Source organism: Desulfobaculum sp. SPO524 (assembly GCF_044987625.1).
Classification (GTDB): domain Bacteria; phylum Desulfobacterota; class Desulfovibrionia; order Desulfovibrionales; family Desulfovibrionaceae; genus Desulfobaculum.
The window spans coordinates 140,559-166,245 of sequence record NZ_JBJDSB010000004.1; the positions used below are offsets into that span (position 1 = coordinate 140,559).

23 protein-coding genes are annotated in these 25,687 nt (G+C 63.0%); 6 read left to right on the top strand and 17 right to left on the bottom strand.

Going from position 1 to position 25,687, the window contains the following annotated elements:
• Positions 1-228 precede the first annotated feature (228 nt).
• Complete coding sequence (locus ACI3L3_RS13680) at positions 229-1,320, top strand: hypothetical protein (RefSeq protein WP_404845699.1); 1,092 nt, start codon at positions 229-231, stop codon at positions 1,318-1,320.
• A 27-nt stretch (positions 1,321-1,347) separates the two neighbouring features.
• Positions 1,348-2,322 carry a D-2-hydroxyacid dehydrogenase gene (locus ACI3L3_RS13685; protein ID WP_404845700.1) on the top strand — a complete coding sequence of 325 codons (975 nt, stop codon included), beginning with the start codon at positions 1,348-1,350 and terminating at the stop codon, positions 2,320-2,322.
• A 120-nt stretch (positions 2,323-2,442) separates the two neighbouring features.
• Here the strand turns inward: ACI3L3_RS13685 and ACI3L3_RS13690 are convergent, their stop codons facing one another.
• From ACI3L3_RS13690 to ACI3L3_RS13735, 10 genes are all read right to left on the bottom strand, one after another.
• Positions 2,443-2,865 carry a VanZ family protein gene (locus tag ACI3L3_RS13690; protein ID WP_404845701.1) on the bottom strand — a complete coding sequence of 141 codons (423 nt, stop codon included), beginning with the start codon at positions 2,863-2,865 and terminating at the stop codon, positions 2,443-2,445.
• Between the two features lie 7 nt (positions 2,866-2,872).
• Complete coding sequence (locus ACI3L3_RS13695; RefSeq protein ID WP_404845702.1) at positions 2,873-3,037, bottom strand: hypothetical protein; 165 nt, start codon at positions 3,035-3,037, stop codon at positions 2,873-2,875.
• A 113-nt stretch (positions 3,038-3,150) separates the two neighbouring features.
• Positions 3,151-4,287, bottom strand: a complete 1,137-nt coding sequence (locus ACI3L3_RS13700; RefSeq protein ID WP_404845703.1) for a DUF3179 domain-containing protein — start codon at positions 4,285-4,287, stop codon at positions 3,151-3,153.
• 200 nt (positions 4,288-4,487) lie between these two features.
• Positions 4,488-5,063, bottom strand: coding sequence for a hypothetical protein (locus tag ACI3L3_RS13705; protein WP_404845704.1), 576 nt, complete (start codon positions 5,061-5,063; stop codon positions 4,488-4,490).
• Positions 5,064-5,213: 150 nt separating this feature from the next.
• Complete coding sequence (locus ACI3L3_RS13710) at positions 5,214-6,923, bottom strand: Na+/H+ antiporter NhaC family protein (RefSeq protein WP_404845705.1); 1,710 nt, start codon at positions 6,921-6,923, stop codon at positions 5,214-5,216.
• 214 nt (positions 6,924-7,137) lie between these two features.
• Positions 7,138-8,448 carry a Na+/H+ antiporter NhaC family protein gene (locus tag ACI3L3_RS13715; protein ID WP_404845706.1) on the bottom strand — a complete coding sequence of 437 codons (1,311 nt, stop codon included), beginning with the start codon at positions 8,446-8,448 and terminating at the stop codon, positions 7,138-7,140.
• A 285-nt stretch (positions 8,449-8,733) separates the two neighbouring features.
• On the bottom strand, positions 8,734-10,269 hold the full coding sequence (locus ACI3L3_RS13720) for a BCCT family transporter (RefSeq protein ID WP_404845707.1): 1,536 nt from the start codon (positions 10,267-10,269) through the stop codon (positions 8,734-8,736).
• Positions 10,266-11,135: a universal stress protein gene (locus ACI3L3_RS13725; RefSeq protein ID WP_404845708.1), complete on the bottom strand. Its 870-nt coding sequence runs from the start codon at positions 11,133-11,135 to the stop codon at positions 10,266-10,268. The genes ACI3L3_RS13720 and ACI3L3_RS13725 overlap by 4 nt, the downstream gene beginning before the upstream one ends.
• Positions 11,136-11,345: 210 nt before the next feature.
• On the bottom strand, positions 11,346-11,810 hold the full coding sequence (locus tag ACI3L3_RS13730) for a hypothetical protein (protein ID WP_404845709.1): 465 nt from the start codon (positions 11,808-11,810) through the stop codon (positions 11,346-11,348).
• Between the two features lie 2 nt (positions 11,811-11,812).
• Complete coding sequence (locus ACI3L3_RS13735) at positions 11,813-12,775, bottom strand: ABC transporter ATP-binding protein (protein WP_404845710.1); 963 nt, start codon at positions 12,773-12,775, stop codon at positions 11,813-11,815.
• Positions 12,776-13,005: 230 nt separating this feature from the next.
• Between ACI3L3_RS13735 and trmFO the strand changes: the two genes are divergently transcribed.
• Genes trmFO through ACI3L3_RS13750 form a run of 3 tightly spaced genes read left to right on the top strand, consistent with a single transcriptional unit; the run spans position 13,006 to position 15,138 of the window.
• A complete protein-coding gene (gene trmFO, locus ACI3L3_RS13740) occupies positions 13,006-14,352 on the top strand; it encodes a methylenetetrahydrofolate--tRNA-(uracil(54)-C(5))-methyltransferase (FADH(2)-oxidizing) TrmFO (RefSeq protein WP_404845711.1) in 1,347 nt (448 codons plus the stop codon).
• 40 nt (positions 14,353-14,392) lie between these two features.
• On the top strand, positions 14,393-14,881 hold the full coding sequence (locus ACI3L3_RS13745; RefSeq protein ID WP_404845712.1) for an EVE domain-containing protein: 489 nt from the start codon (positions 14,393-14,395) through the stop codon (positions 14,879-14,881).
• A gap of 41 nt (positions 14,882-14,922) precedes the next feature.
• A complete protein-coding gene (locus tag ACI3L3_RS13750) occupies positions 14,923-15,138 on the top strand; it encodes a SlyX family protein (RefSeq protein ID WP_404845713.1) in 216 nt (71 codons plus the stop codon).
• Position 15,139: 1 nt separating this feature from the next.
• Here the strand turns inward: ACI3L3_RS13750 and ACI3L3_RS13755 are convergent, their stop codons facing one another.
• Positions 15,140-17,386: a DUF3536 domain-containing protein gene (locus ACI3L3_RS13755; protein WP_404845714.1), complete on the bottom strand. Its 2,247-nt coding sequence runs from the start codon at positions 17,384-17,386 to the stop codon at positions 15,140-15,142.
• Positions 17,387-17,546: 160 nt separating this feature from the next.
• Between ACI3L3_RS13755 and ACI3L3_RS13760 the strand changes: the two genes are divergently transcribed.
• A complete protein-coding gene (locus ACI3L3_RS13760) occupies positions 17,547-17,813 on the top strand; it encodes a hypothetical protein (RefSeq protein WP_404845715.1) in 267 nt (88 codons plus the stop codon).
• A 136-nt stretch (positions 17,814-17,949) separates the two neighbouring features.
• Here the strand turns inward: ACI3L3_RS13760 and lon are convergent, their stop codons facing one another.
• The 6 genes from lon to leuS form a co-directional block, all read right to left on the bottom strand.
• The gene (gene lon, locus ACI3L3_RS13765; RefSeq protein WP_404845716.1) at positions 17,950-20,379 is read right to left on the bottom strand and encodes an endopeptidase La; all 2,430 of its coding nucleotides are present in this window, start codon (positions 20,377-20,379) and stop codon (positions 17,950-17,952) included.
• Positions 20,380-20,513: 134 nt separating this feature from the next.
• A complete protein-coding gene (locus ACI3L3_RS13770; RefSeq protein WP_404845717.1) occupies positions 20,514-20,789 on the bottom strand; it encodes an acylphosphatase in 276 nt (91 codons plus the stop codon).
• A gap of 44 nt (positions 20,790-20,833) precedes the next feature.
• Positions 20,834-21,511: a DNA repair protein RadC gene (gene radC / locus ACI3L3_RS13775; protein ID WP_404845718.1), complete on the bottom strand. Its 678-nt coding sequence runs from the start codon at positions 21,509-21,511 to the stop codon at positions 20,834-20,836.
• Positions 21,512-21,611: 100 nt separating this feature from the next.
• Entirely contained in the window at positions 21,612-22,613 is a 1,002-nt protein-coding gene (gene holA, locus ACI3L3_RS13780; protein WP_404845719.1) for a DNA polymerase III subunit delta, read from the bottom strand.
• Between the two features lie 87 nt (positions 22,614-22,700).
• On the bottom strand, positions 22,701-23,198 hold the full coding sequence (lptE, locus tag ACI3L3_RS13785) for an LPS assembly lipoprotein LptE (RefSeq protein WP_404845720.1): 498 nt from the start codon (positions 23,196-23,198) through the stop codon (positions 22,701-22,703).
• On the bottom strand, positions 23,199-25,679 hold the full coding sequence (gene leuS, locus ACI3L3_RS13790) for a leucine--tRNA ligase (RefSeq protein ID WP_404845721.1): 2,481 nt from the start codon (positions 25,677-25,679) through the stop codon (positions 23,199-23,201).
• Positions 25,680-25,687: the final 8 nt, after the last annotated feature.

Below are 25,687 nucleotides of genomic sequence, written 5' to 3' on the forward strand. Positions count from 1 at the left end.
ATGGCCGGTGTGCACAGTGACGGAGCGTGGTGGCGGCAACGGGAAAGGAGATGTGAGCGTCATGCAGGCTCCGGATATGCGTTATGGTGTGGAATGTATTGACGGTGCATATCACTTTATCTATTGCTGTTCAATGCTTGTGCAATAGTCTGTTTTTCTTGTGCGTGGTGTTGGCTGTTTGTTGCGCCGTTTTTGTTGACGCAATGTATGCTTTTGCAGCGGGAGTGCATGCAGGTGAAGAGACGCCAATTTCTGCAGATGGCAGGGCTTATCCCGGCTTTGACGCTGGCGCGGCCTCGGCAGGTTCTTGGGGCGGTCGCAGGGCGGACGCGTTGGCGCATGGGTGTGCAGTGGACGGCGGACATGCCGCTTTTGACGCGCGGGGCCTTTGCCTTTGCGCGCGAGGTTGCCCTTGTGTCCGAATCGCGCCTGGCCATTGATGTGAACGTGGCGGGCGAGGGAGCACCGCCCGGAGGCATCCTTGCGCAGGTGGCGGCGGGCGAGTTGGACTGCGGGCACGTGCTTTTTAGCCACCAGCAGGGCACTGGCGCGGCGCTGGAGGTGTTTGCTTCGGTCCCCTTTGGGCTGGATGCAGCGGGCATGAATGCGTGGCTGTATCATGGCGGCGGGCTGCCACTGCTGCGCGAGGCGGCGCTGGAGCGCGGCGTTTTTGCCCTCCCCATGGGCGATACTGGCGGCGGACCCTTTGCATGGACGCGTGGCGTCGATGTCGCCACGGATGGCGTGAGCGGGCTGCGACTGCCGGCGCGCGGGCTCGGCGCCCGTGTGCTGGCCGCCGCCGGGGCGCAAGTGCCGGAGGGGCTGCCCGCAACCGGTGCGGCGATGAAGGCGGCATTTGCCTCACAGCACCTTGATGGGGCATGGTGGCATGGGCTCGCCTGCGAAATGGCCCTTGGTCTGGACGCGGCGGCGGACGCCGTGCTGTTGCCGGGATGGCTGCGGCCCTCGGAGCGCCTTGTCTTGATACTGAATAAGGCCGCGTATGAGGCGCTTCCCGCCGTGGTGCGGCATATGCTGGACGTGTGCGCCGCGCAGGCGGACCTGCGCATTCAGGCCGCGTGCCGCCACGCCGCCGCGGCGGGCTGGGCGGACCTGTTGCGGCGCAGGCCCGATATGCCACGATATTTCCCGGCGCGGCAGCTTCGGAGGTTGCATGACGCGGCGGATGATGTTTTACAGACTGTGGCGGCCGGGGACGGATTGGCGTCCAAGGTGCTTGGGCAGTACCGTGCGGCGCTCCCGCGCGCGGGGCGTGGTGGCCGGTGGCCAGGAAACGGCGGGACCCGTGGGACCGCATGACTCGAATTCTTACAAGGATGACAACAGATGAAGATCGTCGTTTTGGATGGACAGACGCTGAATCCGGGTGACAACCCGTGGCTTCCCATAGAAGAGTTGGGTGATGTGACCGTCTACCCCCGCACCGAGCCGGAGGACATCGTGGAGCGCGCTCAGGGCGCGCGCATGGTGCTCACCAACAAATCGGCGCTGACGGCGGATGTTATCGCCCAACTGCCGGACATGCGCTACATCGGCGTACTGGCCACAGGCTTTGACATGGTGGACCTTGAGGCCGCCGGACGGCGCGGCATACCCGTGTGCAACGTCCCCGGCTACGGCACCAACGCCGTGGCGCAGTTTGTGTTTGCCATGATTTTGGAGCTGAACCACCGCGTGCGCGACCATGACCTCAGCGTCAAGGACGGCGACTGGGCGCGCAGTGAGGACTGGTGCTACTGGCGCTCGCCGCAGGTGGAATTGACGGGCCAGACCATGGGCGTTGTGGGCTTTGGCGCCATCGGCAGCCGCGTGTGCGAGCTTGCCCACGCCTTCGGCATGCGCGTGCTGGTGAATACCCGCACCCCCAAGCCCGTGCCGGACTACGCGCCCTTCAGCTACGCCTCCATCGAGCAGGTGTTTGAGCAGTCCGACGTGGTCAGCCTGCACTGCCCGCTGACGCCGGAGAATGAAGGCTTTGTGGATGAGGCGCTGCTTTCGCGCATGCGTCCGGACGCGCTGCTGGTGAATACCTCGCGCGGGCGGCTTATCAATGAACCTGACCTTGCCGCCGCACTGCATGCGCACAACCTTCGCGGCGCGGCGCTGGACGTGGTCTCCCACGAGCCCATCGCCCCGGACAATCCGCTCCTCACCGCGCCGGGCTGCCTGTTGACCCCGCACATCGCGTGGGCGTCGCTGACCGCGCGGCAGAACCTGATGCGTCAGGCCGCCGCCAATATTCACGCCTTTCAGCAGGGCCGCCCCATTAACGTGGTCAACGGCGACCTGCTTGTGGGCTAGTTCGCTCCCACGCGTTTTCAGCTCTTCCCGAGGGCAAGTGATACGAAAAAAGCCCCCGCATATGCGGGGGCTTTTTTCGTGGGCATCTGGCGCCGGCCACCTCGTTTGGGGCAGACCGGCTTAGTGCGCGGGGCTGCGCCGCGGCGCTTTGGCCGGGAGCGGCTCCACAAAGCGCAGGCGCAGGAAAAATCCAAAGCCGCCGCCAAGGGCGATGCCCAGCATATTGGCCGCTGCATCCGCCAGCGTGCACCGGCGGTTTGGCAAAAAATTCTGCCAAAATTCAAGGGAAAAGCCGAGGAGCAACAGCACCAGAAGGGCGGCAAGGGCCACAGTGCGGGTGCGGAAGGCTGGCGCAGCCACGGTTGCCAGCATGGCGAAGGCCATGAAGTGGAGGACGTTGTCAAGCGAAACAGAGAAGAACAGCGTCTTGTACGGCGGCATAAACCCGGAAAACAGGCTCACGGCCACCAGCGTGCAGATGCCAAGCACAAAAAGCAGGAAAAAGGCGCGCCGCAACAGCTCGCCATTGTGGGTATCATCCATGCGGGAGTTAGCGGTCCTTTCTGCGTGTGATGAGGTAGCGCGTCAGACCGGCCAGCAGGCCGCCGGTCACGCCAAGGAAAAATGCCCGGGGCGGGTCGAAGTGGAAGGCGAATGTGGCGATGACCCCAAGGGCTCCGCCAATGAGCACGCCGCGAAACAAGGCTTCCTTCATGAGTCGTCCTGTGGCTTTTGAGGTTTTTGGTGCAAGGCACCATACCTGTTTGTCCCGGCTTACGGAAGGGGGAAAGTTGGCGCTCCATCCCCCGGATTGGCGGCCGGCGGGGGCTAATAGGGGTAAAGGGTTTCGCCGTCCCAGTACTGGGTGTGGTTGTGGAAGGCTTTCCACGCAAACCACATGCAGTCCATGCCGGGCATGGGCGCAAGGCGCGTTTCCCGCAGGCGGCCCTGCACGGCCACGCCGTGGTGGTTCCACTGGGTGTGAGTTTCTGTGTCGCGGATAACGCCGTCCACCAGCTCGAAATGCAGGGGCCTGTCATTTACTGTGGCGGCAAAGGTGCGCACCGTGTCCAGTTGCGGGTCGTAGAAGGCGGCGACGGGATTGAGGCCGAACCCGAGGGTGACGGCCGTGGCGGCTTTCACGGCGTCCTTGTTGATGGCAAGGGCGGAGCCGCCATGGTCGGCAAGGCCTATGACGCGCGTTTTGGGGTGCACGCGGGTGTCCGTGTGCAGCAGGGGATAGTACGACCCCCCGGTGTCGTAGTAGGTGCCGCTGCGGCGGTAGGAGCCATACGGGTCGCGGCTGTAATTGACGTTCGGTCCGGAGCGAGGGCGCGAGAGCACCTGCGCGTCGGGGTAGACTTCCCGCGCGCGTTCCCATGTGGTCCACAGCAGGCCGAACCGCTGAAGGAATTCGCCCTTTACCGGGCCGTCGATGGCTTGGCCCAGAATCTGCGGCCAGCGCGCGCCGGTGGAGCGGTCGTAGAGGATGCGGTTGGAGTTGAGGAGCTGGTTGGTGGTGCCAAGGCTGGTGGCGTCGCCTTCAATGCGGCCAATGTAGCCGATGAGGCTGCCCGTGAAGGGGCAGTAGGTAACGCAGCGGAACTGCTCATCGCCCGCAATGTTGACCACCTCGTGCCGCAGCAGGACGAGGCGGGGATAGATGCGGACCTCGCCGTCCGGGGCTTCCTCCACAAAGACGACTTCGTCGCGCTCCAGCACCAGCGAGGCGTTGGCTACGGAGATAAAGCGCGGACGGTCTACAGGACGGACAAGGTCGCGGGCTTGGTCGTCGCCGACGGTGTAGGCCTCAAAGGCCTTGAGGCGTTCCTCGGTGAGGGGGCGTGCGGTGGCGCAGGCGGGGTACAGCACCGCCGCCACGGCGAGTGCGGCAAGGGCGGCTGGGAAAAAACGCAGCATTGCAAGGGGGATGAGTCTGTTTCGCATGGTGTTCTCTTCGGCCATAACAGACTCCGACTTTAGCCGTGGGCGGCGTTTCGCGCAAGGCGCAGGGCAAAAATCGCCGCGCAGAGGGCAGATGCGGCACAGGCGACCCCCGCAGGGCGTACGCGGCGGGGCGTTATGTGCACGAGGCGGCGCGGCTCCGCCACCGGGGCGCGGATGGATGCATCAGGGCCAACGCCGGGCTGGCCCTGATACATAGGCTAGTTCCAGAACGTCTGCATGGACGTGGCGGAACCGGACAGCAGCATCTGGAAGGAGCCGCCGAACATATCGTCGCCGGTCTGGGCAAGGTAGGCGGCAAGGCCCGTGCGGGCGCGCATCACCTGCGGATTGTGGGCGGTCTTGAAGCCCATTTCCGTCATCTCGGCAATCTGGTTGTAGGCCTTAACCAACTGCGGATCGTCCTTGAAGAGCTGTTCGATGGCGTCGGCGTGCTCGTGGTCGCCGGCCACGACAATATTGCCCTCTTCATCCTGGCGCAGGGAAAAATCTTCAATCTCCGAAAGGCCTTCGTCTTCCAGCCGCTTGTTCACGGTGTTCAGGAACACCTCGCGCATGCTCTGCATCTGGGCCTGCAGGTCGTCGAGCACGTTGGTGGTGGGGCTGGTGCGGACCATGGCGCTGAGACGGTCACCCATGGAGGAGAAGGTCACGTCGTCAAGAGTGCGTTCCTCTTTGCCGCTCTGTTTGCGCGCGGCGGCTTCCTTGGATTCCTCGTCGCCGATTTTAACGGACATTTGGTTGGTCAGGCTGTTGTAGACGCCACTGATGGCCATATGCGTATCTCCTTCTTCTTTTGGTGGTAAAAGTTGCCGCTGTGGCGGCTTAAGGGGGTGAAATGCATAAGGCGGGCCAATGTGCGCCGCCCATAAAAAAGGCCACCCCCGAAGGGGTGGCCAAAGAGCCTGTGGTGTTTGCGGAGCGGGTTAGGCTTCGACCCGTTTACCAGCCACCCGCACCAACACAACGATGGCGACAAGGCCGGCAGGCAGCACGATCTCGATAGGCAGGCCAAGGCCAGCCGGGATGTAGCCAAAGAGGATGGTCACGGAGGCGACGGAAAGCGCGTAGACAATCTGCGTTCTGACGTGGTCCAGATGGTCGCACGCCGAACCCATGGAGGACAGGATGGTGGTGTCCGAGATGGGCGAGCAGTGGTCGCCGAAGATGGCGCCGGTCAGCACCGCGCCAATGTTCATGATGACGTAGCTGTGTTCGGGGTTGATGGCGTAGGCCAGCGGAATGGCCAGCGGCATCAGAATGCCCATGGTGCCGTAGGACGTGCCCGTGGCAAAGGAGATGAACGACCCCAAGATGAAGATGATGGACGAGAGCAAAAACGCCGGAATGGCGTCCGACAGCACCTGCACAAGGTAGGTGGCGGTGCCCAGCTCCTTGATGATGGCGGACAGCGACCACGCCAGCAGCAGGATAACGGCGGTGATGTTTAGCGACTTCACGCCCTGCACCCAAATGGACACGGCCTGTTCCAGCTTCAGGATGCCCCGGCAGATGCCGATAAGCACGGCAAGAATGCCCGCGATGAGCGCCGCCTGGAAGAGCACCACAGAGGCGTCGGATGCGCCGAAGCACTCCTGAATCACGCGGAAGGACAGGGGCGACTCCTTCACCATGGCGATGATTGCGGCGTCGCTCCCGGCCATGATGACATCGCGGCCGTTGAAGTAGAAGCCAAGGAAGGCTGCCACGATAAGCGTGCCAATGGGGATGATGGCGTACCAGATGCTGGGCGTGATGTTGGGGTCGGGCTCCAGTCCGGTGGCTTCATCGGCAACCATGGGCTTGGCGTCGTCGCCGAGCACCTTGCCGGATGTGCGGGCGCGCATCTCGGCCTTGCGCATGGGACCAAACTCGCGCAGCAGGAAGATGGTGGCGATGATAAAGCACAGGATGAAGATATTGTAGAAGCGGTAGGGGATGGTCTCCACAAACGCGCCGTAGGCGTTGGCTTCAATGCCAACGGCCTGGAAGCCGTCGCGGATGAGGCCAATCTCGTAGGCCACCCAGGTGGAAATGAGGGCAATGCCCGCGATGGGCGCGGCGGTGGCGTCGATGATAAAGGCCAGCTTCTCGCGCGAGACCTTCATCTTGTCCGTAACCGGACGCATGATGGGGCCAACGGTCAGGGAGTTGGCGTAGTCGTCAAAGAAGATGAGGATGCCAAGAATCCACGTCACAAACTGCGAGCTGCGCGGGGAGTTGGCGCGGCGGGCGAGGGCTTCGGCAATGGCCTTGGCGCCGCCCATTTTGGACACAACGGCAATCATGCCGCCGATGGCAAGGCACTGCAGGACGATGCCCGCGTTCCACGGGTCCGCCAGCGAGGCAAGAATCTCGTTGGACAGGCGCAGGAAGCCATGAACAATGCCGTTGTAGATGTTAAATCCCTTGCTCTCCAGCATGAAACAGCCGGAAAAGACGCCAATGAACAGGGAGAAGATGACGTTCTTCGTCATGAAGGCCAACACGATGGCGACAAACGGGGGGATAAGCGTCCACGCCCCGTAGTATTTCGCGTTGACCGGGCCGAGGCTGGCGTCAGCGGCGAAGGCGTATCCGGAAAGCAGTGTGACAAGTGCCACGGCCAGCGCCATGACGGTGGGAATCCTGTGCATCAGTCTTTGTCCCATTGGAAATGAACCTCTCTTAAGCTCTTGAGCGTGCTGTGCGCGTATGTGCGCGGTCATAATGAAACCATTGTGCAAACACCACGGGGCAATAGCCCAAAAGCGCGGCCCGGAGGGGTACTCCGGACCACGCTGATCGGCTGGCTCTTCTTAGCGGGGCGCCGCGCGTGTCAGACGCGGCGCAGTACGCATAGCCTTTCGGCTACCGTTTTCGAGATTTGGGAAAGCCGAGCAGGATGCTCAGCACGGCTGCTGCTGCGAGAATGAAGCAGTAGTACATGTTCCCCACGATATCGAGGGGAGAGATGGCGGCGATGGAGCCGGCGAGGAGGATCTGCGCGCTGTAGGGAATAAGCCCCTGAACCACGCAGGAGAAGATGTCGAGAAGGCTGGCGCTGCGGCGCACGTCAAGGTCCGTCTTGGTGGCGATTTCCTTGGCGACACCGCCGGTGACAATGATAGCCACGGTGTTGTTGGCGGTGCAGCAGTTCACAAGGGAGACCAGAGCGCTGATGGACAGCTCTCCGGCGCGCTTGCTGCGGCTGCCCTTGGTCAGGCGCTCGATAAAGTTCAAGATGGCCGTAATGCCGCCACCCTTCTTGATGAGCGCGCTCAGGCCGCCAATCATCAGCGACAGCACAAGAATCTCATGCATGCCGGTAAAGCCGCTGTAAATGTCCTTGGACAGCTGCAGCAGGGAGTAGGCGTCCATGTACAGCAGGCCCACACCACCAGCCAGCGCAATGCCAACGGACAGAACGATAAAGACGTTCATGCCGCTCAGCGCAAGGCCAAGCACCGCAATGTAGGGCAGGACCTTGACGAGCTCATAGCTGCCCTCGGAGTGCACGTGGCCGCTCACGCCAAGCACAGCGAAGATGATAACGCTGATGATGGCGGCGGGCAGGGCGATGAGGAAGTTCATCTTGAACTTGTCCTGCATGTTGCAGCCCTGTGTGCGGGTGGCGGCGATGGTGGTGTCGGATATCATGGAAAGGTTGTCGCCGAACATGGCGCCGCCAACAACGGCGCCCATCAGCATAGCAAGGGAGATGTCTGTTTTGGCGGCCACGCCAACGGCGATGGGTGCTACGGCCGCAATGGTCCCCATGGATGTGCCCATGGCGGTTGAAATAAACGCGCCAATAACGAAAAGACCGGGCAGAACCATGGTAGCCGGAACGATGGAAAGACCAAGATTCACCGTGGACTCAACGCCGCCAACAGCGCTGGCGACGGAGGCGAAGGCACCCGCAAGCAGGTAGATCATGCACATGGTGACGATGCTGTACTCGCCTGCGCCTTCGATGAATGTGCCGATACTTTCGGACGTCTTTTCCCGAGCCAACAGGACCGCGAGAACAATGGCCGGTAAAATGGCCACCGTCGCAGACACCTGATAAAAGGCCATCTCCGTACCCGAAATGGTCAACCAGACCCCGGTACCGATGAAGATGACCAGAAATACCGCCAGCGGTAGCAGCGCCAGCGCATTCCCCTTGCCTGAATTCATTGGAAAAACCTTCCCTTGATGCAGACCCCGCATGCGCGGGGGCTAAACGTGAAAATTGCTGTGTCAAGACCCAAAAGACGACATGAGTACGCCGAGATTCTGTAAAATGCAAGTGCGCTCCGTTGCAGAAAGCGCGGTGGCACTGTCGGCAGTCGCGAGGTGCGGGCGTAGTGCATTTCTGCCGGGTCGTGCGGGCAAATCCGGGCCGTGGATGCAAAAGCGCGCCGGATGCAACGGCAGTTGCCATCCGGCGCGCTGTGTTTTGCGTGGTTTTCCTCCGCCGCGTCAGCTGGCGTCGCGCTCCGCGTCCGTGCCGGGCAGGGGCGTCTTATTCCGCTCGTAGCGGAACTCGTAGCGCAGGCCGGAGAGCAGGCACAGGCATAGGAGGAGCATAATGGCCGAGAACGGCAGCGCCGCGGCAATAGCCATGCGCTGCAGTCCCTCAAGCCCGCCCGTAAAGAGCAGAACGCTGGCCGTGGCCGACACCGTCAGGCCCCAGATAATCTTTTTGCTGGTGGGCGGATTGTCCTGCCCGCCGGATGTCATCATGGCCAGCACGAAGGTGGCGGAGTCCGCCGAGGTGATAAAGAACACCACCAGCAGGACAATGGTCAGCACCGTGAGCACGCCGCTGAGGGGGTAGTGGGCATAGAGCTGAAACAGGCCGGTGGAGACGTCCTCGGCGACGGCGGCGGCAATGCCTGCGCCCTGATGCAGTTCCAGTTCAAAGGCCGCGCCGCCAAAGACGCTGAACCAGACAAAGGTCAGCAGGGTGGGCACCAACAGCGCGCCGGTGACGAACTCGCGGATGGTCCGCCCGCGCGAGATGGACGCCACAAACAGCCCCACAAAGGGCGACCAGGAAATCCACCACGCCCAGTAGAACAGCGTCCAGCTTTGGGTCCACTCCAGTCCGCGGAAGGGGTTGGTGGACAGGCTCATGGTGAACAGCGATGAGGCGTAGTCCGCCAGCGTGCTGATGAAGATGTTCATAATCATGGTGCTGGGTCCGACCACCAGCATAAAGGCGAGGATGGTGATGGCCAGCATGACGTTGGCCTTGCTGAGCAGTTGGATGCCCTTGTCCAGCCCGGTCATGCTGGAGATGATGAACAGCACCGTCACCACGCCGATGATGGCAAGGGTGCTGGTGAACGTCGCCTCAAAGGGCAGCACGCTGGCAAGGCCGGTATTGATCTGCATGGCGCCAAGGCCCAGCGAGGTCACAATACCGAACACCGTGGCGAAGACGGCGAGGATGTCGATGGTGTAGCCCGCAGGGCCGAAGATGCGCTTGCCCAGCAGCGGGTAGAAGCAACTGGAGAGCAGCGGGCGCATGCCGCGCCGGAAGGAAAAGTAGGCGATGGACATGCTCATGACGATGTAGATGGCCCACGGGTGCACGCCCCAGTGGAAAAAGCTGTAGCGCATGGCGAACTTGGCGGCCTCGGGCGAGGCATCGTCAATGTAGGCCGGCGGGTTCAGGTAGTGGCTCATGGGTTCGGCCACGCCCCAGAAGATGAGGCCAATGCCCATGCCTGCGGCAAAGAGCATGCTGAACCAGCCAAAATAGGAAAAGCGCGGTTTTTCGTGGTCGTGCCCCAGCTTGATGTCGCCGTAGCGGCTGAAGGCCATAAAGATGCAAAACGCCAGAAACAAAAAGGCCGAGAGCAAATACGTCCAGCCAAAGTGGGTGATGATGTTGGTGTGCATGAGGGCGGTCCACCCATCAAGGCGCTCCGGCGCCACAATGCCCACAAGCACGAGAATGAGGACGATAAGCAGGGATATGCTGAAAACAATGTTTTTGTCGTGTCTCACGCTGAGGATCCTTCTTCCTTGGCAATCTGGCGGGCCACCGGGTGCTGGTCCGGCAGAAGGCACAGGTTCGGAATGATGAAGACGCTGCACGGGGCCTTGTGCAGCAGCATCTCCGCCGTGGACCCCACGATGCGCGTCATGGCGTCGGGGTCATCGGACTTGCCTACCACGATGAGGTTTGCGCCCTTGGCGCGCGCCTGCTTGACGATGGTCTTGGTCACCATGCCGATGGATTCTATGACCTCCAGCGTGTCGTAGGCGTGGGCGCATTCGGCCGCAAGGCGCTGCAGACCGGCGCGCAGGGTTTCGCGCCGTTGCTGTTCCGTCTCCGGGTCCGGGGCGCGGCGGCCGACGTGCAGCAGATAGAGCGTATGCGCGCGGAAGCGGCTGTCGCGCAGGTAGGGCATCACCGTGGCGTCGGTGTGCTGCAGGTCGGTGGCGTACATCACGCGTTCAATTTTGGGGGATTCGCCGATGAGGGCGGGCTTGTAGAGGAACGTCGGCATATTGCTCAGGCGCAGGATGTCCGAGTCAATGCTGCCCAGCAGGGCCTGGCGCAGCAGGGCTTTCGGCTCCCACAGGATGGCGATGTACGCCGCGCCCGTCTCCTCCGCCACGCGGATGATTTCCGTTGGCGCGTGGCCGTTGCGGATGGAGTAGTCCACCGCCAGTCCCATGTCCTCAATAGCCGGGACCAGCCGGTCCATCTGCTCCTCCGCCGATTCCCGGTCGCGGTAGCTGGAACGGGTGCGTATGTGTACGAGGTGGACGTGCGTGGTGCCGAAGTGCTTGAGCTGGGCAATCATCTCAAGCAGTTTTCGGCGTGGTTCGTTCAGGCTTGTTTTGACCGCCGCTTTGTGCAGCACTCTTGGCTCCTTGGGTCTGTTGTGTTCGCGTTGCGCCGTGTTGTTGACGGGCACGCGTTATGCGATTGAATTTCTTATGATGCACACTCTAGAGTCTGTCGTGAATGTGACACCACTGTTTCGCAGTGGGTATATGGTGCACGGCTACAGATATAGTGCCTATCATTAGAGCGCGCCGCACGCAAATACAGCAGAGGGGCGCGCTGGGAGCTAGCGGCGCAGGGCGCGGGGCAGGGAGGGCAGCCAGCCTAGATGGTGGACGGCCCACAGCCCCACGAGGATGGCTTCGGCGGCGTCATGGCGCAGGGAGGTGGGGCGTTTGGCCCCAAAGTGGTCGATGACCGCGCGGGCGAGGGTGCCCGCGGCGAGTTTGGCCTGTTTGGCGTTGCGCAGCAGGCTTGGCCGCAGAAAGTCCGCGCGCCATGTTTCGGCGGCCAGCATGGTAACGGCAAGGCCTTGGCGCTGGGCCTGCTTGCTCCAGATGTCCGCGATGGACCCGCCGCCCTCAAGGGCGATGTCGGTGAGGCCTTCGCAGCGGTGCAGGATGCCGGGCGCGCCGCGCCGCAGGCGGGTGTGGGAGCCAAAGTTGTGCGAGCGGTACCAGATGAGGCGACCGCTCACGTCATAGAAGGCAAGCCCCGTGCGGATGCCAAGGTCCACGGCAAGCAGCGACACGGTCAGCCACCATGCAGCCAGCAGCGCACGCGGCGGCCCTGTCCCATATCCAAAAGGGGCGGGTGCTCCGCGCGGCAGCGGTCAAAGGCGTGGGGACAGCGCGGGGAGAAATGGCACCCCTGGGGCAGGTCGTACAGGCTGGGAACAATGCCGGAGATGGGGACCAGCCGCTCTGTGGCGTCAATGCGCGGCACCGAGCGCATAAGGCCCATGGTGTAGGGGTGCAGCGGCTCGCGGTACAGCTCGCGCACCGGGGATTCCTCCACGATTTTACCGGCGTACATCACGGCCACGCGCGAGCAGGTTTGGGCAACCACGCCAAGGTCATGCGTAATGAACACAATGGCCGCATCGCGCCGTTTTTTCAGGTCCAGCATCAGGTCCAGAATTTGCGCCTGAATGGTGACGTCGAGGGCTGTTGTCGGCTCATCGGCAAGGACGAGGCGCGGGTCGCAGGCAAGGGCCATGGCAATGACCACGCGCTGGCGCATGCCGCCGCTCATCTCGTGCGGATAGCTGCGGGCGCGGCGCGCTGGTTCGGGGATGCCGACCTGATGCAGGGCCTCCACGGCGGCGTCCATGGCGGCCTTGGCGTCCAGATGCTGGTGCAGGCGCACGGCCTCGGCAATCTGTTCGCCCACGCGGAAGACCGGGTTCAGGCTGGTCATAGGCTCCTGAAAAATCATGGAGATGTCGTTGCCGCGTATGGCGCGCATGCGCTCCTCGGGCAGGGCCAGCAGGTCCGTGCCGTCAAAATGGATGCTGCCGGCGGCAATACGTCCGGGGGGCGACGGCACCAGCCGCAGAACGGACAGGGCGAGCATGGTTTTGCCACAGCCGGATTCGCCGACGACGGCCACGGTTTCGCCGCGCGCAACGTCAAGGTCCACGGCGTCCACGGCGTGCGCGGTGCCCTGTGCGGTGTCAAAGGAGGTTTGCAGGCCCCGGATGCTGAGCAAGTGCATGAAGAGTTTGCCTCGTGGTGGGAATTGTGAAAGATACCGTTGCCAAGCTGCATTGTGCGGCGCGGGAGGAAGAAATGTCAACGTGCGTGGCTGGCGCGGAACGTGTGGGGGCTTGCCCCGGAGCGCGTCCGTGCCTATCCTCGGACAAGACAAGGGCGCATGGCGCGCCATGCATGACATGAAGGCGGCGATCCGCAGGGCGGGGCCGTACAAACATATACGAGGACAGTGTGAGCAAACCAAGAGTAGCCATCATCGGCGGCGGACTGGCCGGATGTGAATGCGCGTGGCGCCTTGCCAGTGCCGGTGTGCCGTGCGTGATATTTGAGATGAAGCCCGAAAAGTATTCCCCGGCGCATGTGGAGCCGGGGCTGGCGGAGCTGGTGTGTTCCAATTCCCTGCGCAGTGACGAGCCGACCACCGCCGTGGGTCAGCTCAAGCGCGAAATGCGCGACGCGGGCAGCCTTGTGCTGGCGACCGCGGACGACACCTGCGTGCCCGCAGGCAAGGCCCTTGCCGTGGACCGCGAGCGCTTCTCCAAGGCCATCACCGAGCGCATTGAAGGCCACGAGCTTATCACCGTGGAGCGCCGCGAGATTACCAGCATCGACGCGCCGGACCTTGCGGACTACGAGGTTGTGGTCGTCTCCGCCGGTCCGCTGGCCAGCGACGAGCTTGCCGTCAGCCTTGCCAGCGCCGTTGGCGAGGAGCGCCTGTATTTCTATGACGCCATCGCCCCTATCATCGCCGCGGACTCTGTGGATATGAACAAGGCGTTTTGGGGTTCGCGCTGGCGGCCCGAGGATGACGACTACCTCAACTGCCCCATGACCGAAGACGAGTACATGACCCTGTACAACGAGCTTTTGGCGGCAGATAAGGTGAAGCCCCACGACTTTGAGACGGAAATCCACTTCGAGGGCTGCCTGCCCGTGGAGGCCATGGCCGAGCGTGGCCCGCAGACCCTGACCTTTGGCCCGCTCAAGCCCGTAGGCCTGACGGACCCGCGCACCGGCGAACGCCCCTTCGCCGTGGTGCAGCTGCGCGCCGAGAACAAGGAAAAGACCCGCTTCAATATGGTGGGCTTTCAGACCAAGCTCACCTACCCCGAGCAGAAGCGCGTGTTCCGGATGATTCCGGGGCTGGAGAACGCCGAGTTTGAGCGTATGGGCAGCATCCACCGCAACACCTACGTGAATGCCCCCCACGCCCTGACCCCGAACCTGCGTCTGAAAACGCGCGAGAATGTCTACCTTGCGGGGCAGATTACGGGCGTTGAGGGCTATGTGGAGTCCGCCGCGTGCGGCCTGTGGCTGGGCATGCACCTTGCCGCGCGCCTGACGGGCGGCGAGCTGTCCCTGCCCCCGCGCGACACGGCCCTTGGCGCGCTCCTTGGGCATCTGCAGGAGGAGAGCAAGGACTTTCAGCCCTCCAATGTGCAGTTTGGCCTGATGCCGCCGCTTAACGTGCGCGCGGGCAAAAAGCGCCGCAAGGAACTCTACGCCCAGCGCGCCGAGAAAAGCTGGGCCGCATGGCGCGGGCAGGACGCCCCAGAAGCCCCGGACGCCGACGCATAGCAGAGCGGACCACCACCGCCACACACCATAAGGAGCCACTATGTCCACGCAGTATTGGCTGATGAAGACGGAACCCGGAGCCTATTCCATCGACGACCTTGCGGCGGAAGCTGACCAGAGAACAAGCTGGGACGGGGTGCGGAATTATCAGGCCCGGAACTTCATGCGCGACGACATGCGCGTGGGGGACAAGGTGCTCTTTTATCACAGCGTGAAGAATCCGGGCGTGGTGGGCGTTGCCGAGGTGGTGCGCGAGTCCTACCCCGACCACACCGCCTGGGACCCGGAAAGCCGCTACTACGACAGCCGCAGCACGCCGGACAAGCCGCTGTGGTTTATGGTGGACATTCGCCTTGAACGCATATTCGATGTGCCTTTGTCCCTGAAGTACTTGCGAACGGTGGCGGGACTTGAGAACATGGAACTGCTCCGGAAAGGCTCCCGGCTGTCCGTCCAGCCCGTACGTCCCGAGGAGTTCCGGATCATATTGGACCACGCCGGGGAACGTTCCCCGGAACACGACGCGTAGCGCGGCTTTCGCCGCGCCCGCGCCATACAAAGGAGGGTGCCATGCCGAAGACTATGGAAGATCGGGTGATCAGACTGGAAAGTGACGTGGCCCTGAACCTGAAGGTCATCGACGACTTGAACGACGTCATCACGGATCAGCAGAAGCAGATTGACCGCCTTGAGCGGCGTCTGGACCTTATGGCCGGCAAGCTGGCCGCACTGGACGTGCAGTCCGGAAACGGCCTGTCCGACGATCCGCCGCCGCCCCACTACTAGGTTATGATACAGCGCCCGGTGCAAAGCCAAGAAGCTCTACAAGAGACTCCGAGGCCGCGTACCGGGCGCTCTGGTTCCATACGCTGTTTTGGATGGACCACAGGTCCAGCTCCGGATCAAGCTCCACCGCGCGCTGGATGATGCCGATAATGGTGTCTTCTGGCGCGTTGTCGTCCATAAGGCGCAGTACCTCGGCCCGAACGCGGTGCGAGAAGGCCGCGCGTTCGGGCTGGCCTGCGGGCTGGGCCTGCAAAAAGTCCATGAGGTTCTGCGGGGCGTTTGGCTCTATGGCCACGGTCCACGCCAGCGGCGCCCAGAAGCGCCCCCAGTGCCACGCCATATTCTGTGTGGCCTGCGATTCCGTCCACGGTTGGATGAGATGCAGGCCCGACTGCACCCCCACCAGTTGCCGGTTCCACACGGCGTCTTCGCTGGCTGCGGCCCATTCAAGGGCGATGGCTTGACGCTTGTTCCACGGCAGGTCGCGCGGCAGGAAGCTGGCTTCCTCATCCTCAAAATGCACCGTGACGGTGCTCTCCAGCGGATTTTCCGTGGTGGAGCGCTGCCACGTCCATGTGTAGCGCTGGTCGCGTCCGCGTCCTCGGTGAATGGTGGCCGTGCCTTGAAGCGTGCCGCTGCCGGGGACACTCTCAAAGGTGAAGTCGATGCTGGCTCCGGGCCAGCCCATGCGCGTCTCCTGCGGCATATTGTGGCGCAGGCCGCGCGCCCACAGGATAACCAGCCCCTGCGCAATGAGGCTCTGGGGCGTTTCGCTTTTTGGGCGTACGCGCTGGATGTACAGCTCCCGCCCCGAGGACTGCGGCGGCTGGTTCGCCACGGCTTCGGCAAGGATGGCTTGATAGTCCCGCGCAAGGGCCGTGGTCTCCATTCCCGTGTCGCGGGCAAGTTCCAGCGCGCGGCGGGTGTAGGTCATGGCTCCGAGCGGTTCAATGCGGTCAAGGTCGTCAAAGAACCACGCGCAACTGGCCATGGAGGCCAGCGACCACTGTTCCATTTCCAGCAGGTCCCACGCGGTGGTGGCGTCCTCGTCCGAGAGGTGTGCGGCAAAGTGTGTGGCGCGGAAGGCCTCGGGGTCTGCGCCGCCAAAGCGCACCGAGCCGTAGGCCAACAGGGCGTCCGCGGGCTGCGGAAAATACTGCGGGGCCGTGGCGGTGAAGTGCTTATGCACGGCGCTGCGGGCGTGGTCCTGCGCGCGCCGCAAAGGATCGCGCCAGCGCTGGGTCCAGTGGGGATGCCCGCCCGTGTTGCAGCCGCAGTCCGCCTTCCAGCGCTCCACGCCGTGGGCGCAGCTCCACGAGGACGGCTCGTGCAGGCGCACGCGGTGGGTGGGCGGATGCGCGGCAAGGTAGGCCGCGTAGTTGGTCAGCGACAGGTCCGGGGCGTCCTCGGCCTGCATGAGCATATAGGCCAGCGCCATTTCACCGAAGGTGAAGTGGTGCCCGTAGGTTTCGCCGTCCGTTGCCAGAGATAAAAGCCCCGGCGTGGTGGCGTCCTTGACGCGGGACCAGAACGCGCCGCCGTCGCGCAGGAGCTGCTCAAAGGCGACGGCTTGCGAGAGCGCGCCGTGGTAGAAAAAGACACTGATGGTGCGCCCGGAGGGCAATTCCACAAGGTAGGGCTGCGTGATGTCCAGCCCGCCTTCGTCCACGTTGTGCCAGTCGTCGCGGCCCGTGGGGGCGACGGCGGCGGCTTGGCGCGGGGCCAGAATGGTAAAGGCGATGCCCGCCTCGGCAAGGGCCTCAAGGGAAGCGCTGTCCACGGCGGTCTCGGACAGCCACATGCCGTCGGGTTGGCGGCCGAAGCGCGCCTCAAAGTCCTGCATGGCCCAGGCGGTTTCGATTTTCTTGTCCTCTTCGCTGGCAAGGGGCATGATGACGTGGTGACATATCTGGCCGAGGGCGTTGCCGAAACCAAGGCGCGAGCGCGAAGCCTTGTCCGCATCCAGAATGCGGTGGTAGGTTTCGGGATCGCTCTTTTCCATCCACGAGAAGAGCGTTGGCCCAAAGTTGAAGCTGAGGTATTCATACACGTTGACGATGCGGGCGATGCGCCCTTTGTCGTCAAGCAGGCGCGCCCACGCGAGGGGGGCGTAGCTTTCGCGGGCGATGCGTTCGTTCCAGTTGAGGCCCGGTGCGGCGCTGCCCTCGGGCAGGACGGTGCGCAGCCACGGGTCCTCGCGCGGCGGCTGGTAGAAGTGGCCGTGAATGCAAAGGTGCTTCTCCATCATATCCCCCATGGTTTGCCGGAGTGCGGCGCTTGGTGGTGGTCCCTCGTCTGGTTTTAACAGATTCCGCCGCGCATGCGATAGTCCAAGTTGTAGACAGACGGGCTGGTGATATGTACAGAGGGCGGCACAACGCAGGTGCGCAGGCACAAGGAGACACGTTATGGCACATGATGAACGCGCCGAGCTTGAGGCGCTGTCGCATGAAGAGCTGCTCGACTGCTTCGAGGGGGCGCTTTTCGAGCATGTAACCGAGGGCAAGGAATTCCCGGAGATGGTGGAGATGACCATCGCGCTGGGGATCCGTAATTTTGTGGCAACGCGGCTGGCACCGCAGAAGGATGCCGACATTATCGACCTGTTCCTTGACGGCGACCGCGCCGTGGTGGAACTGGTGGACCACGCCGCCGAGCTTGGCCTTTTGGAATAAAAGGCCGCACGACACCGCAAAAGGCGCGTCGGCAGGCATTGCGCCCTGCCGACGCGTAGAAAAAAGGCCCGCATCATCGTGAGATGATGCGGGCCTTTCGTTGTGTGTGATGGCAACCCGTGGGCTGCGGTGGACGTTAGTCCTTCTTCACGCAGACCTGCGGCCAGATTTCGTCGATGAGCTCAACGGGCGTCACCGTAATCTTGCGGCGCAGTTCGGCGGGCACGTCCACAAGGTCGCGCTCGTTCTGCTTGGGGATGAAGACCTGCCGCATGCCGTTGGCCACGGCGGCGAGGATTTTTTCCTTGATGCCGCCAACGGGCAGTACGCGGCCGCGCAGGGATATTTCACCCGTCATGCACACGTCGGCGCACACCGGGGTGTCCGTGAGTGCGGAGATGACGGCGGTCACCAGCGTCACGCCGGCCGAGGGGCCGTCCTTGGGCGTTGCGCCTGCGGGCACATGGACGTGCAGGTCCACGTTTTCCGTGAACTCGGGGTCCAGCCCAAAGACGTCGGCGCGGCTGCGGGCGTAGGACAGGGCCGCCTGTGCGGACTCCTTCATCACGTCGCCCAGCTTGCCGGTGAGGGTCAGCTTGCCCTTGCCCTTCATGGGCGTCACCTCAATATGGAGGATTTCGCCACCAAAGGGCGTCCAGGCCAGACCAAGTGCCACGCCGGGGGGCAGGGTCTTTTCCATCTCGTCGTCGCGGTAGTACGCGGGGCCAAGGAACTTCTCCAGCACCTTGGGCGTGACCCTGTAAGGGCCTTTGTCGCCCTCGGCCTTTCTGCGCGCCAGCTTGCGGCAGATGGAGCCGATTTGGCGTTCCAGATTACGCAGGCCGGCCTCGCGGGTGTACTCGCGCACGGTCTGGCCGATGACGGCGTCGGAAATCTGCATTTCCTTCAGCTTGATGCCGTTGTCCTCGGCCTGACGCGGCAGCAGGTAGCGGCGCGCGATTTTGACCTTTTCATGCTCCGTGTAGCCGGGGATGCGGATGGTCTCCATGCGGTCAAGCAGCGGCGCGGGTACGGTGTCCAGCGTGTTGGCCGTGCAGATGAACATGATTTTGGACAGGTCAAAGGGCACGTTGAGGTAGTGGTCCGAGAAGGAGTTGTTCTGCTCGGGGTCCAGCACCTCAAGAAGGGCAGACGACGGGTCGCCGCGGAAGTCCGCGCCCAGCTTGTCGATTTCGTCCATCATGAACACGGGGTTGTTGGTGCCCACCTGCTTGAGGCCCTGAATGATGCGGCCGGGCATGGCGCCGATATAGGTGCGGCGGTGGCCGCGGATTTCGGCCTCGTCACGCATGCCGCCAAGGGAAATGCGCATAAACTTGCGGCCAAGGGCGCGCGCGATGGACCGCCCGAGGGAGGTCTTGCCAACGCCCGGAGGGCCAACAAAGCACAGAATCGGTCCCTTCATCTTGGGATTGAGCTTGCGCACGGAGAGGTACTCAAGGATGCGTTCCTTGACCTTCTCCAGATTGTAGTGGTCCTCGTTGAGAATTTTCTGCGCCTTGCGGATGTCCAGCCTGTCGCGCGAGGCCTTGTTCCACGGCAGTTCGGAAATCCAGTCCAGATAGGTGCGGATGACCGTTGCCTCGGAGGAATCCGGGTGCATGCTGGCGAGGCGCTTGAGCTGCTTGTCGGCTTCCTTGCGCACGTCCTTGGGCGGGTTGGCCTTGTCCAGCGCGGTGGCGATTTCTTCCAACTCTTCATTCTGCTCGTCGGCTTCGCCAAGCTCGCGGCGGATGGCCTTGAGCTGTTCGCGCAGGAAGAAGTCGCGCTGGGCCTTATCCATGCCTTCCTTGGCCATGGACTGGATTTTCACCTGCATGGAGGCCACTTCGATTTCGCGGGCCAGCAGGGTGTTGATCAGTTCCAGCCGTTCGATGGGGTCGAAGGTTTCAAGGATGGACTGGGCGTCCTCCACGCGCAGGCGCAGGTTGGACGCGATAAGGTCGGCAAGGCGGCCGGGCTCGTCCACGCTGTTGAGCACGCCCATGATGTCCTGCGAGGAGATGCCCTTCAGGCTCATGAGTTTTTCGCTCTGGTCCTTGGCCGCGCGGATCATGGCCTCGGTGGTGGGGGTGAGTTCGGTGGTGTCCTCGTCCTTGATCAGCTCCACGGTGGCGGTGTGGTAGGGCGAGTCGCCGGTGAAGTCCTTGACCCGCGCGCGGGAAACGCCCTGTACCAGCACCTTCAGGCGGCCGTCGGGCATTTTGAGCATACGCATGATCATGCCCACGGTGCCGATGGTGTACAGGTCCTCTGCGCTGGGGTCGTCCACCTTTTCGTCGCGCTGGGACAGGATGAGGATGTGGCGCTTGTCGGCCAGTGCGGCTTCCACGGCGGCCACGGATTTTTCCCGGCCCACAAAGAGCGGGAGGATCATGTAATTGAAGACCACAATATCGCGGACCGGCAGAACGGGCAGTTCTTCCGGAATTTCGGGCGCGGTGGCCTGTTCATCGTCGGAGGGAAGCTCCGTGATGGTTCCGGCGGACGCTGGGTCGTCACTATCTGCGATGACGAGAAGGGAGTCGAGAAGCTCGTCCGTCATAAGTATTCCTTTGGCGTACAGTTGTGCGAATCGGACGGCGCGGGGCATCATGCCCGGGGGCAGATGCACGGCGTCTGTCTAGGCTCTTTGGTCCGCCGTTGCGGACGAAAGGCATCCTGTCGGTGCAGGGTGCGTCAGGACCGGATATGGAACTCGTCGTGTTCCGTATCGTAGTCGATCCATTTGCACTGCACATTTTCAACCTTAGCGAGCGAAGGGCCGGCCAAAAGCCGCCGCTTGAGCGTATTCACCGCTTCGTCATCGCCTTGCGCCAAGACCTCGACGGTGCCGTCGGCAAGATTGCGAATCCAGCCGGTAACACCAAGGTTATGAGCCTGGTCGTGGGTCCATACTCGAAATGCGACCCCTTGAACCGTTCCAGTGATAAGGCACTGAAGGCTTCGAACCATGACCGCCTCCTAGGTTGAGGTTGGCGCGCTGGGGAAAATCTGTTCTACAGCATCCCCCTGGACTGGAAGCTGAAATATTCGCCGCCGCTCACGACCAAGTGGTCAAGCACACGCATGCCAAGGTCGCGCGCGGCGCGGCAAATGCGGGCGGTCACTTCCTCATCCTGCGCCGATGGCCGAAGGTTGCCCCCCGGATGGTTGTGGATGAGGATAATGGAACTCGCCTCGCGTTCCAGCGCTAGGGAGAGCACTTCGCGGACGTAGACCGGAGACTGGTCGACCGTCCCCTGACTGAGTTGCTCCCAGCTCAGCAGCCTGTTGCGCGTGTCGAGCAGGGCAACCCAGAACTCTTCCTTCACGGCATGCCCCAGACGGGAAATGGCCATTTGCGCCACGGCCTGCGGGGTGCCAAGCACCTCGCGTTCACGCACGCGTGATTCCCCCATGCGGGCCCACGTTTCGCGCCACAGGTGCCAGAACTCCTCCAGCTTGGGGCCAAACCCCTTTACCTGACGCAATTCCGCGGGACGGGCCGCAAACACACCATACAGGGAACCAAAGCGCGACAAGAGGTCCTTGGCGAGGGGCTTGGTATCCTGCCGGACTATGACCTGACCGAGAAGCAGCTCCAGGACTTCATAATCGGCCAGCTCGCGCGGGTTGTGTTTCAGGCGGTTTCGCAGGCGTTGCCTGTGGCCCAGATAATGCCGGTTATCGCTCATAATAGGTCTTCGTCGCGAGGCGGGCAAGGGGGCCGCCCGGATTTTTTGGGGTGGCCGTGCGTGGAGGCGGTGAATGCATCCTGCCGGATTCAAGGAAGATTTATCGCATTCCGGCGGGTTTTGCATCCTGAAAAACGGTGTACAGGCCGCCGACAATGGCTTCAAAAGCCTGTTCCGGCGTGCGCTCACCGCTCTTGATGCCGAATTCCGCCTCCATGGTGAGGTCCCAGATGCGGGACAGGCGGGCCGGACCAAGACGCTTGGCCGTGGTGGTCATGGCGCGCTGGCGGGATTGGGGCACCCATGCGGAGGGTTTCTCGCCGTGGGCAAGCTCCCACATGATGCGTGCGTCGCGCTGGAGCAGCGCGAGGAAGGAGAACAAAATATTGTCCGACGAGCTGACCATGCGGTTGTCGAAAACCTTTTTCCACACGCGCTCGGGCGTTGCGCCGGACTGGAGCATGGAGATGAATTCAAAGACGTCCATGTCCGCCTCGGCGGCGATGACGGTGAGATGGTCGCGTGTGACGGTGCCTGCGTCCCCGGCGGCAAGGGCCAGCTTGTCCAGCTCGCTGCGCGCGCCAAGGGCGTCGGTGGGCAGGGCGTCGGTCAGGGCGCGCAGGACGTCCGGGGAAATGTCCATGCCGTTTCGCTTGGCGTAGCTGCGGACAAAGTCCGGCAGGGTGCGGCGCGTCAGACCGGGGGACGACCAGACCCAACCGCGTTTTTCGGCCACGGCCCAGTATTTTTGCTTGGTCAGTGTCTTGGGAACCTTGGGGCTGCCCTTTTTGTCCAGAGCGCCCTCAAGGCAGAAGATGGGCCAGATGGTGCTGCCCGCGCTGGCGAGGGCGGTTTCCAGCTTGTTCCACGTATCCACCAGAAAGGTGTTGGCGCGCCGAATGATAACAAGGCGCGAGGTGCCCATAAGGTCCGGGATAGTCAGGTCCTGCCAGAACGAGCCGGGCAGGTCGCCGTCGTCGGCCCAGTAGACGCGGCGCACCCATGTGGCGCCGTCGCCGTAGGTGGCGACGAGGTGGTCCATCTCCTGCCGCAGCAGTTCGACGTCGGGGCAGATGAGGAATGAAAATCCGGGACGGGACATGGTTCTCCTTACCGTGGCGTTGATGCATGAAGCCGCACCGGCGCGCTCTGCGCGCCGGTGCGGCTTGAATCCGTCTGGCAATAGGGCCTAGTAGGCCTGGGACAGCCTGTCTGCAAGGCGGCGGACGGCCAAGGAGACCACCCGGCGCTCTGCGGCGTCCCTGTTGGTGGTGAAGGACTGGCTGGCGCTGACGGTACCGGAGTTCCACAGCTCCGAGCCATCGGCCCTGCTCACGATTCGTGCCTGCATGTTGATGTTGGCGCTGGACTTCACGGTCTCATCGTCGGAGTCCGTCAGCGATGCATCGGAACGGAAGGACGAGACAGTGATGTGCATGTCTGCCGTGGCGTCCTTGGCGGACGTCCACACGATGCTGCCGCGGCGGGTCAGTTCGTCGCGCACTTCTGCGCGGAGCAGGCTTTCCAGCCACGGTTTCAGCGTGGGGTTCTCCACACTGCGGATGCACAGGGCGCGGTGCGAGGCATCAAGCACAAGGGGCGCCTCGTCATCGGGCAGGCGGTAGCCGCAGCCCGAAAGGACGAGAGCCAGAACAACAGCCGGGAGAATCGCGCGCAGGTATCGCATTTATCCCACCACAATGTTGACCAGTTTACCGGGCACCACAATCACCTTGCGCACGGTTTTACCCTCAATGTGCTTGGCGACGTTTTGCTCGGCGAGGGCGGCCTTTTCCACTTCGTCCTTGGGGGCGGAGGTGGACACCGTCAGGCGGCCGCGGAGCTTGCCGTTGACCTGAACCACGACGGTGACTTCGTCGCGGGCCAGTGCCTTTTCATCGTGCTCGGGCCAGGGCTGGACGGCAAGGTGCGTGGTGTAGCCCATCTGCTGCCACAGTTCCTCGCACACGTGCGGGGCAACAGGGGAGAGCAGGGTCAGGGCGGTGCTCACGGCGGAGGAAAGCGCTTTTGCGCCCTCTTCGGTGCCGACCAGCTCGTCCCGGAGCTGATACATGGTGTTCACCAGCTCCATCACAGCGGCGATGGCGGTGTTGAACTGGAAGTGCGTCACCACGTCGTGGGTGACCTTCTTGACGGTCTCGTGTTCCTTGCGGCGCAGCTCCTTGGCCTTGCCGGACACGTCCAGCGCGGCGCAGGGACCAACCGGGGAGAGGGACCCGCCAAGGTCTTCCACCAGACGCCACACGCGCTTGATGAAGCGGGCGGAGCCTTCAATGCCGGTGTCGCTCCATTCCAGATCCTTTTCCGGCGGCGCGGCAAACAGGCAGAACAGGCGCACGGTGTCCGCACCGTACTTGGCGATCATCTCGTCGGGGTCCACGATGTTGCCCTTGGACTTGGACATCTTGGACCCATCAAGGAGCACCATGCCCTGCGTCAGCAGGTTGTCAAAAGGCTCGTCGATGTCGATGAGGTTTTCATCGCGCAGCGCCTTCACGTAGAAGCGCGAGTAGAGCAGATGCAAAATGGCGTGCTCAATGCCGCCGATGTACTGGTCCACGGGCAGCCAGTATTTGACGGCCTCGCGGTCCAGACCCTGCTCGTCGTCGCGGGGGCAGGCGTAGCGCAGGAAGTACCACGACGATTCCATGAAGGTATCCATGGTGTCGGTTTCGCGGTGCGCCTTGCCGCCGCATACGGGGCAGGTGGTGTCGAAGAATTCGGGCGTCTCGGGCAGCGGGCTGCGGCCGTCGGGGCGCGTTTGCACGTCCTCGGGCAGGGTCACCGGCAGCTGGTCCTCGGGAACGGGGACAATGCCGCAGGTGTCGCAGTAAATCATGGGGATGGGGGCGCCCCAGAAGCGCTGACGCGAGATGTTCCAGTCGCGCAGGCGGTAGTTCACGGTCTTGCGGCCGCGGCCCGTCTCCGCGAGGTAATCGGTAATGGCCAGCTTGGCGTCCTCGTTGGGCATGCCGTCGAAGCGCTCGGAGTTCACAAGGAGTCCGGGCTCGGTGTACGCCTCGGTCATGGCGGCCGGGTCGAGGGTTTCGCCCTCGGGCTGGATGACCACGGTCATGGGCAGGTCGTACTTGCGGGCAAACTCAAAGTCGCGCTGGTCGTGGGCGGGCACGGCCATAACCGCGCCGGTGCCGTAGTCCATGAGCACGAAGTTGGCCACGTAGATGGGCACGCGCTTGCCGGTGACCGGATTCACGCAGTATGCGCCGGTGAAGACGCCTTCCTTTTCGAGGTCGTCGGAGCCGCGGTGGATTTTGTCCATGCCGCGGACCTTTTCCACAAAGGCGCGCACGGCGTCCGCTTCGGGCTTGCCCTCGATGAGCTGCTCCACCATGGGATGCTCGGCGGCAAGGCTCATGAAGGTGGAGCCGTAGAGGGTGTCGGGGCGGGTGGTGAACACGGCGATGCGTTCCTCCAGGCCCTCCACCTCAAACTCCAGCTCGGAGCCGTAGCTCTTGCCGATCCAGTTGCGCTGCATGGTCTTGACGCGCTCGGGCCAGCCGGGGAGCTTTTCCAGGTATTCCAGCAGCTCGTCGGCGTAGTCCGTAATCTTGAGGAACCACTGGGACAGCTCGCGGTTTTCCACCACGGAGTCGCAGCGCCAGCACAGGCCTTCTTCCACCTGCTCGTTGGCGAGCACGGTGTTGCAGGTGGGGCACCAGTTGACGGGCGCCTTTTTGCGGTAGACGAGGCCCTTTTCAAACAGCTTGATGAAGAACTGCTGTTCCCACTTGTAGTACTTGGGATGACAGGTGGCCACCTCGCGGTCCCAGTCGTAGGAATAGCCCAGCCGTTTCAGCTGGGTGCGCATGGTGGCGATGTTCTCATAGGTCCACTTGGCGGGGTGGGTGCCGTGCTTCATGGCCGCGTTTTCAGCGGGCAGGCCAAAGGCGTCCCAGCCCATGGGGTGCAGCACGTTAAAGCCCTGCATGCGCTTGAAGCGGGCAACCACGTCGCCGATGGAGTAGTTGCGCACGTGCCCCATATGGATGCGGCCGGACGGGTAGGGGAACATCTCAAGGCAGTAGTACTTCGGCTTGTCGTGGTCGATGTCGGTCTTGAAGATGTTCTCGTCGGCCCAGAGCTTTTGCCATTTGGACTCGATGGATTCCGGAGCGTAGTCAGCCATTGAATTTC

What these genes read in the sequence shown, in the direction of transcription:
- ACI3L3_RS13690 (WP_404845701.1), bottom strand. Translation starts at nt 2,865, where the DNA reads ATGGATGATACCCACAATGGCGAGCTGTTGCGGCGCGCCTTTTTCCTG.
- holA (WP_404845719.1), bottom strand. Translation starts at nt 22,613, where the DNA reads ATGTCCCGTCCCGGATTTTCATTCCTCATCTGCCCCGACGTCGAACTG.
- lon (WP_404845716.1), bottom strand. Translation starts at nt 20,379, where the DNA reads ATGACGGACGAGCTTCTCGACTCCCTTCTCGTCATCGCAGATAGTGAC.
- ACI3L3_RS13685 (WP_404845700.1), top strand. Translation starts at nt 1,348, where the DNA reads ATGAAGATCGTCGTTTTGGATGGACAGACGCTGAATCCGGGTGACAAC.
- ACI3L3_RS13755 (WP_404845714.1), bottom strand. Translation starts at nt 17,386, where the DNA reads ATGATGGAGAAGCACCTTTGCATTCACGGCCACTTCTACCAGCCGCCG.
- ACI3L3_RS13735 (WP_404845710.1), bottom strand. Translation starts at nt 12,775, where the DNA reads ATGCACTTGCTCAGCATCCGGGGCCTGCAAACCTCCTTTGACACCGCA.
- radC (WP_404845718.1), bottom strand. Translation starts at nt 21,511, where the DNA reads ATGAGCGATAACCGGCATTATCTGGGCCACAGGCAACGCCTGCGAAAC.
- ACI3L3_RS13745 (WP_404845712.1), top strand. Translation starts at nt 14,393, where the DNA reads ATGTCCACGCAGTATTGGCTGATGAAGACGGAACCCGGAGCCTATTCC.
- leuS (WP_404845721.1), bottom strand. Translation starts at nt 25,679, where the DNA reads ATGGCTGACTACGCTCCGGAATCCATCGAGTCCAAATGGCAAAAGCTC.
- lptE (WP_404845720.1), bottom strand. Translation starts at nt 23,198, where the DNA reads ATGCGATACCTGCGCGCGATTCTCCCGGCTGTTGTTCTGGCTCTCGTC.
- ACI3L3_RS13695 (WP_404845702.1), bottom strand. Translation starts at nt 3,037, where the DNA reads ATGAAGGAAGCCTTGTTTCGCGGCGTGCTCATTGGCGGAGCCCTTGGG.
- ACI3L3_RS13760 (WP_404845715.1), top strand. Translation starts at nt 17,547, where the DNA reads ATGGCACATGATGAACGCGCCGAGCTTGAGGCGCTGTCGCATGAAGAG.
- ACI3L3_RS13710 (WP_404845705.1), bottom strand. Translation starts at nt 6,923, where the DNA reads ATGCACAGGATTCCCACCGTCATGGCGCTGGCCGTGGCACTTGTCACA.
- ACI3L3_RS13700 (WP_404845703.1), bottom strand. Translation starts at nt 4,287, where the DNA reads ATGGCCGAAGAGAACACCATGCGAAACAGACTCATCCCCCTTGCAATG.
- ACI3L3_RS13715 (WP_404845706.1), bottom strand. Translation starts at nt 8,448, where the DNA reads ATGAATTCAGGCAAGGGGAATGCGCTGGCGCTGCTACCGCTGGCGGTA.
- ACI3L3_RS13705 (WP_404845704.1), bottom strand. Translation starts at nt 5,063, where the DNA reads ATGGCCATCAGTGGCGTCTACAACAGCCTGACCAACCAAATGTCCGTT.
- ACI3L3_RS13680 (WP_404845699.1), top strand. Translation starts at nt 229, where the DNA reads ATGCAGGTGAAGAGACGCCAATTTCTGCAGATGGCAGGGCTTATCCCG.
- ACI3L3_RS13750 (WP_404845713.1), top strand. Translation starts at nt 14,923, where the DNA reads ATGCCGAAGACTATGGAAGATCGGGTGATCAGACTGGAAAGTGACGTG.
- ACI3L3_RS13770 (WP_404845717.1), bottom strand. Translation starts at nt 20,789, where the DNA reads ATGGTTCGAAGCCTTCAGTGCCTTATCACTGGAACGGTTCAAGGGGTC.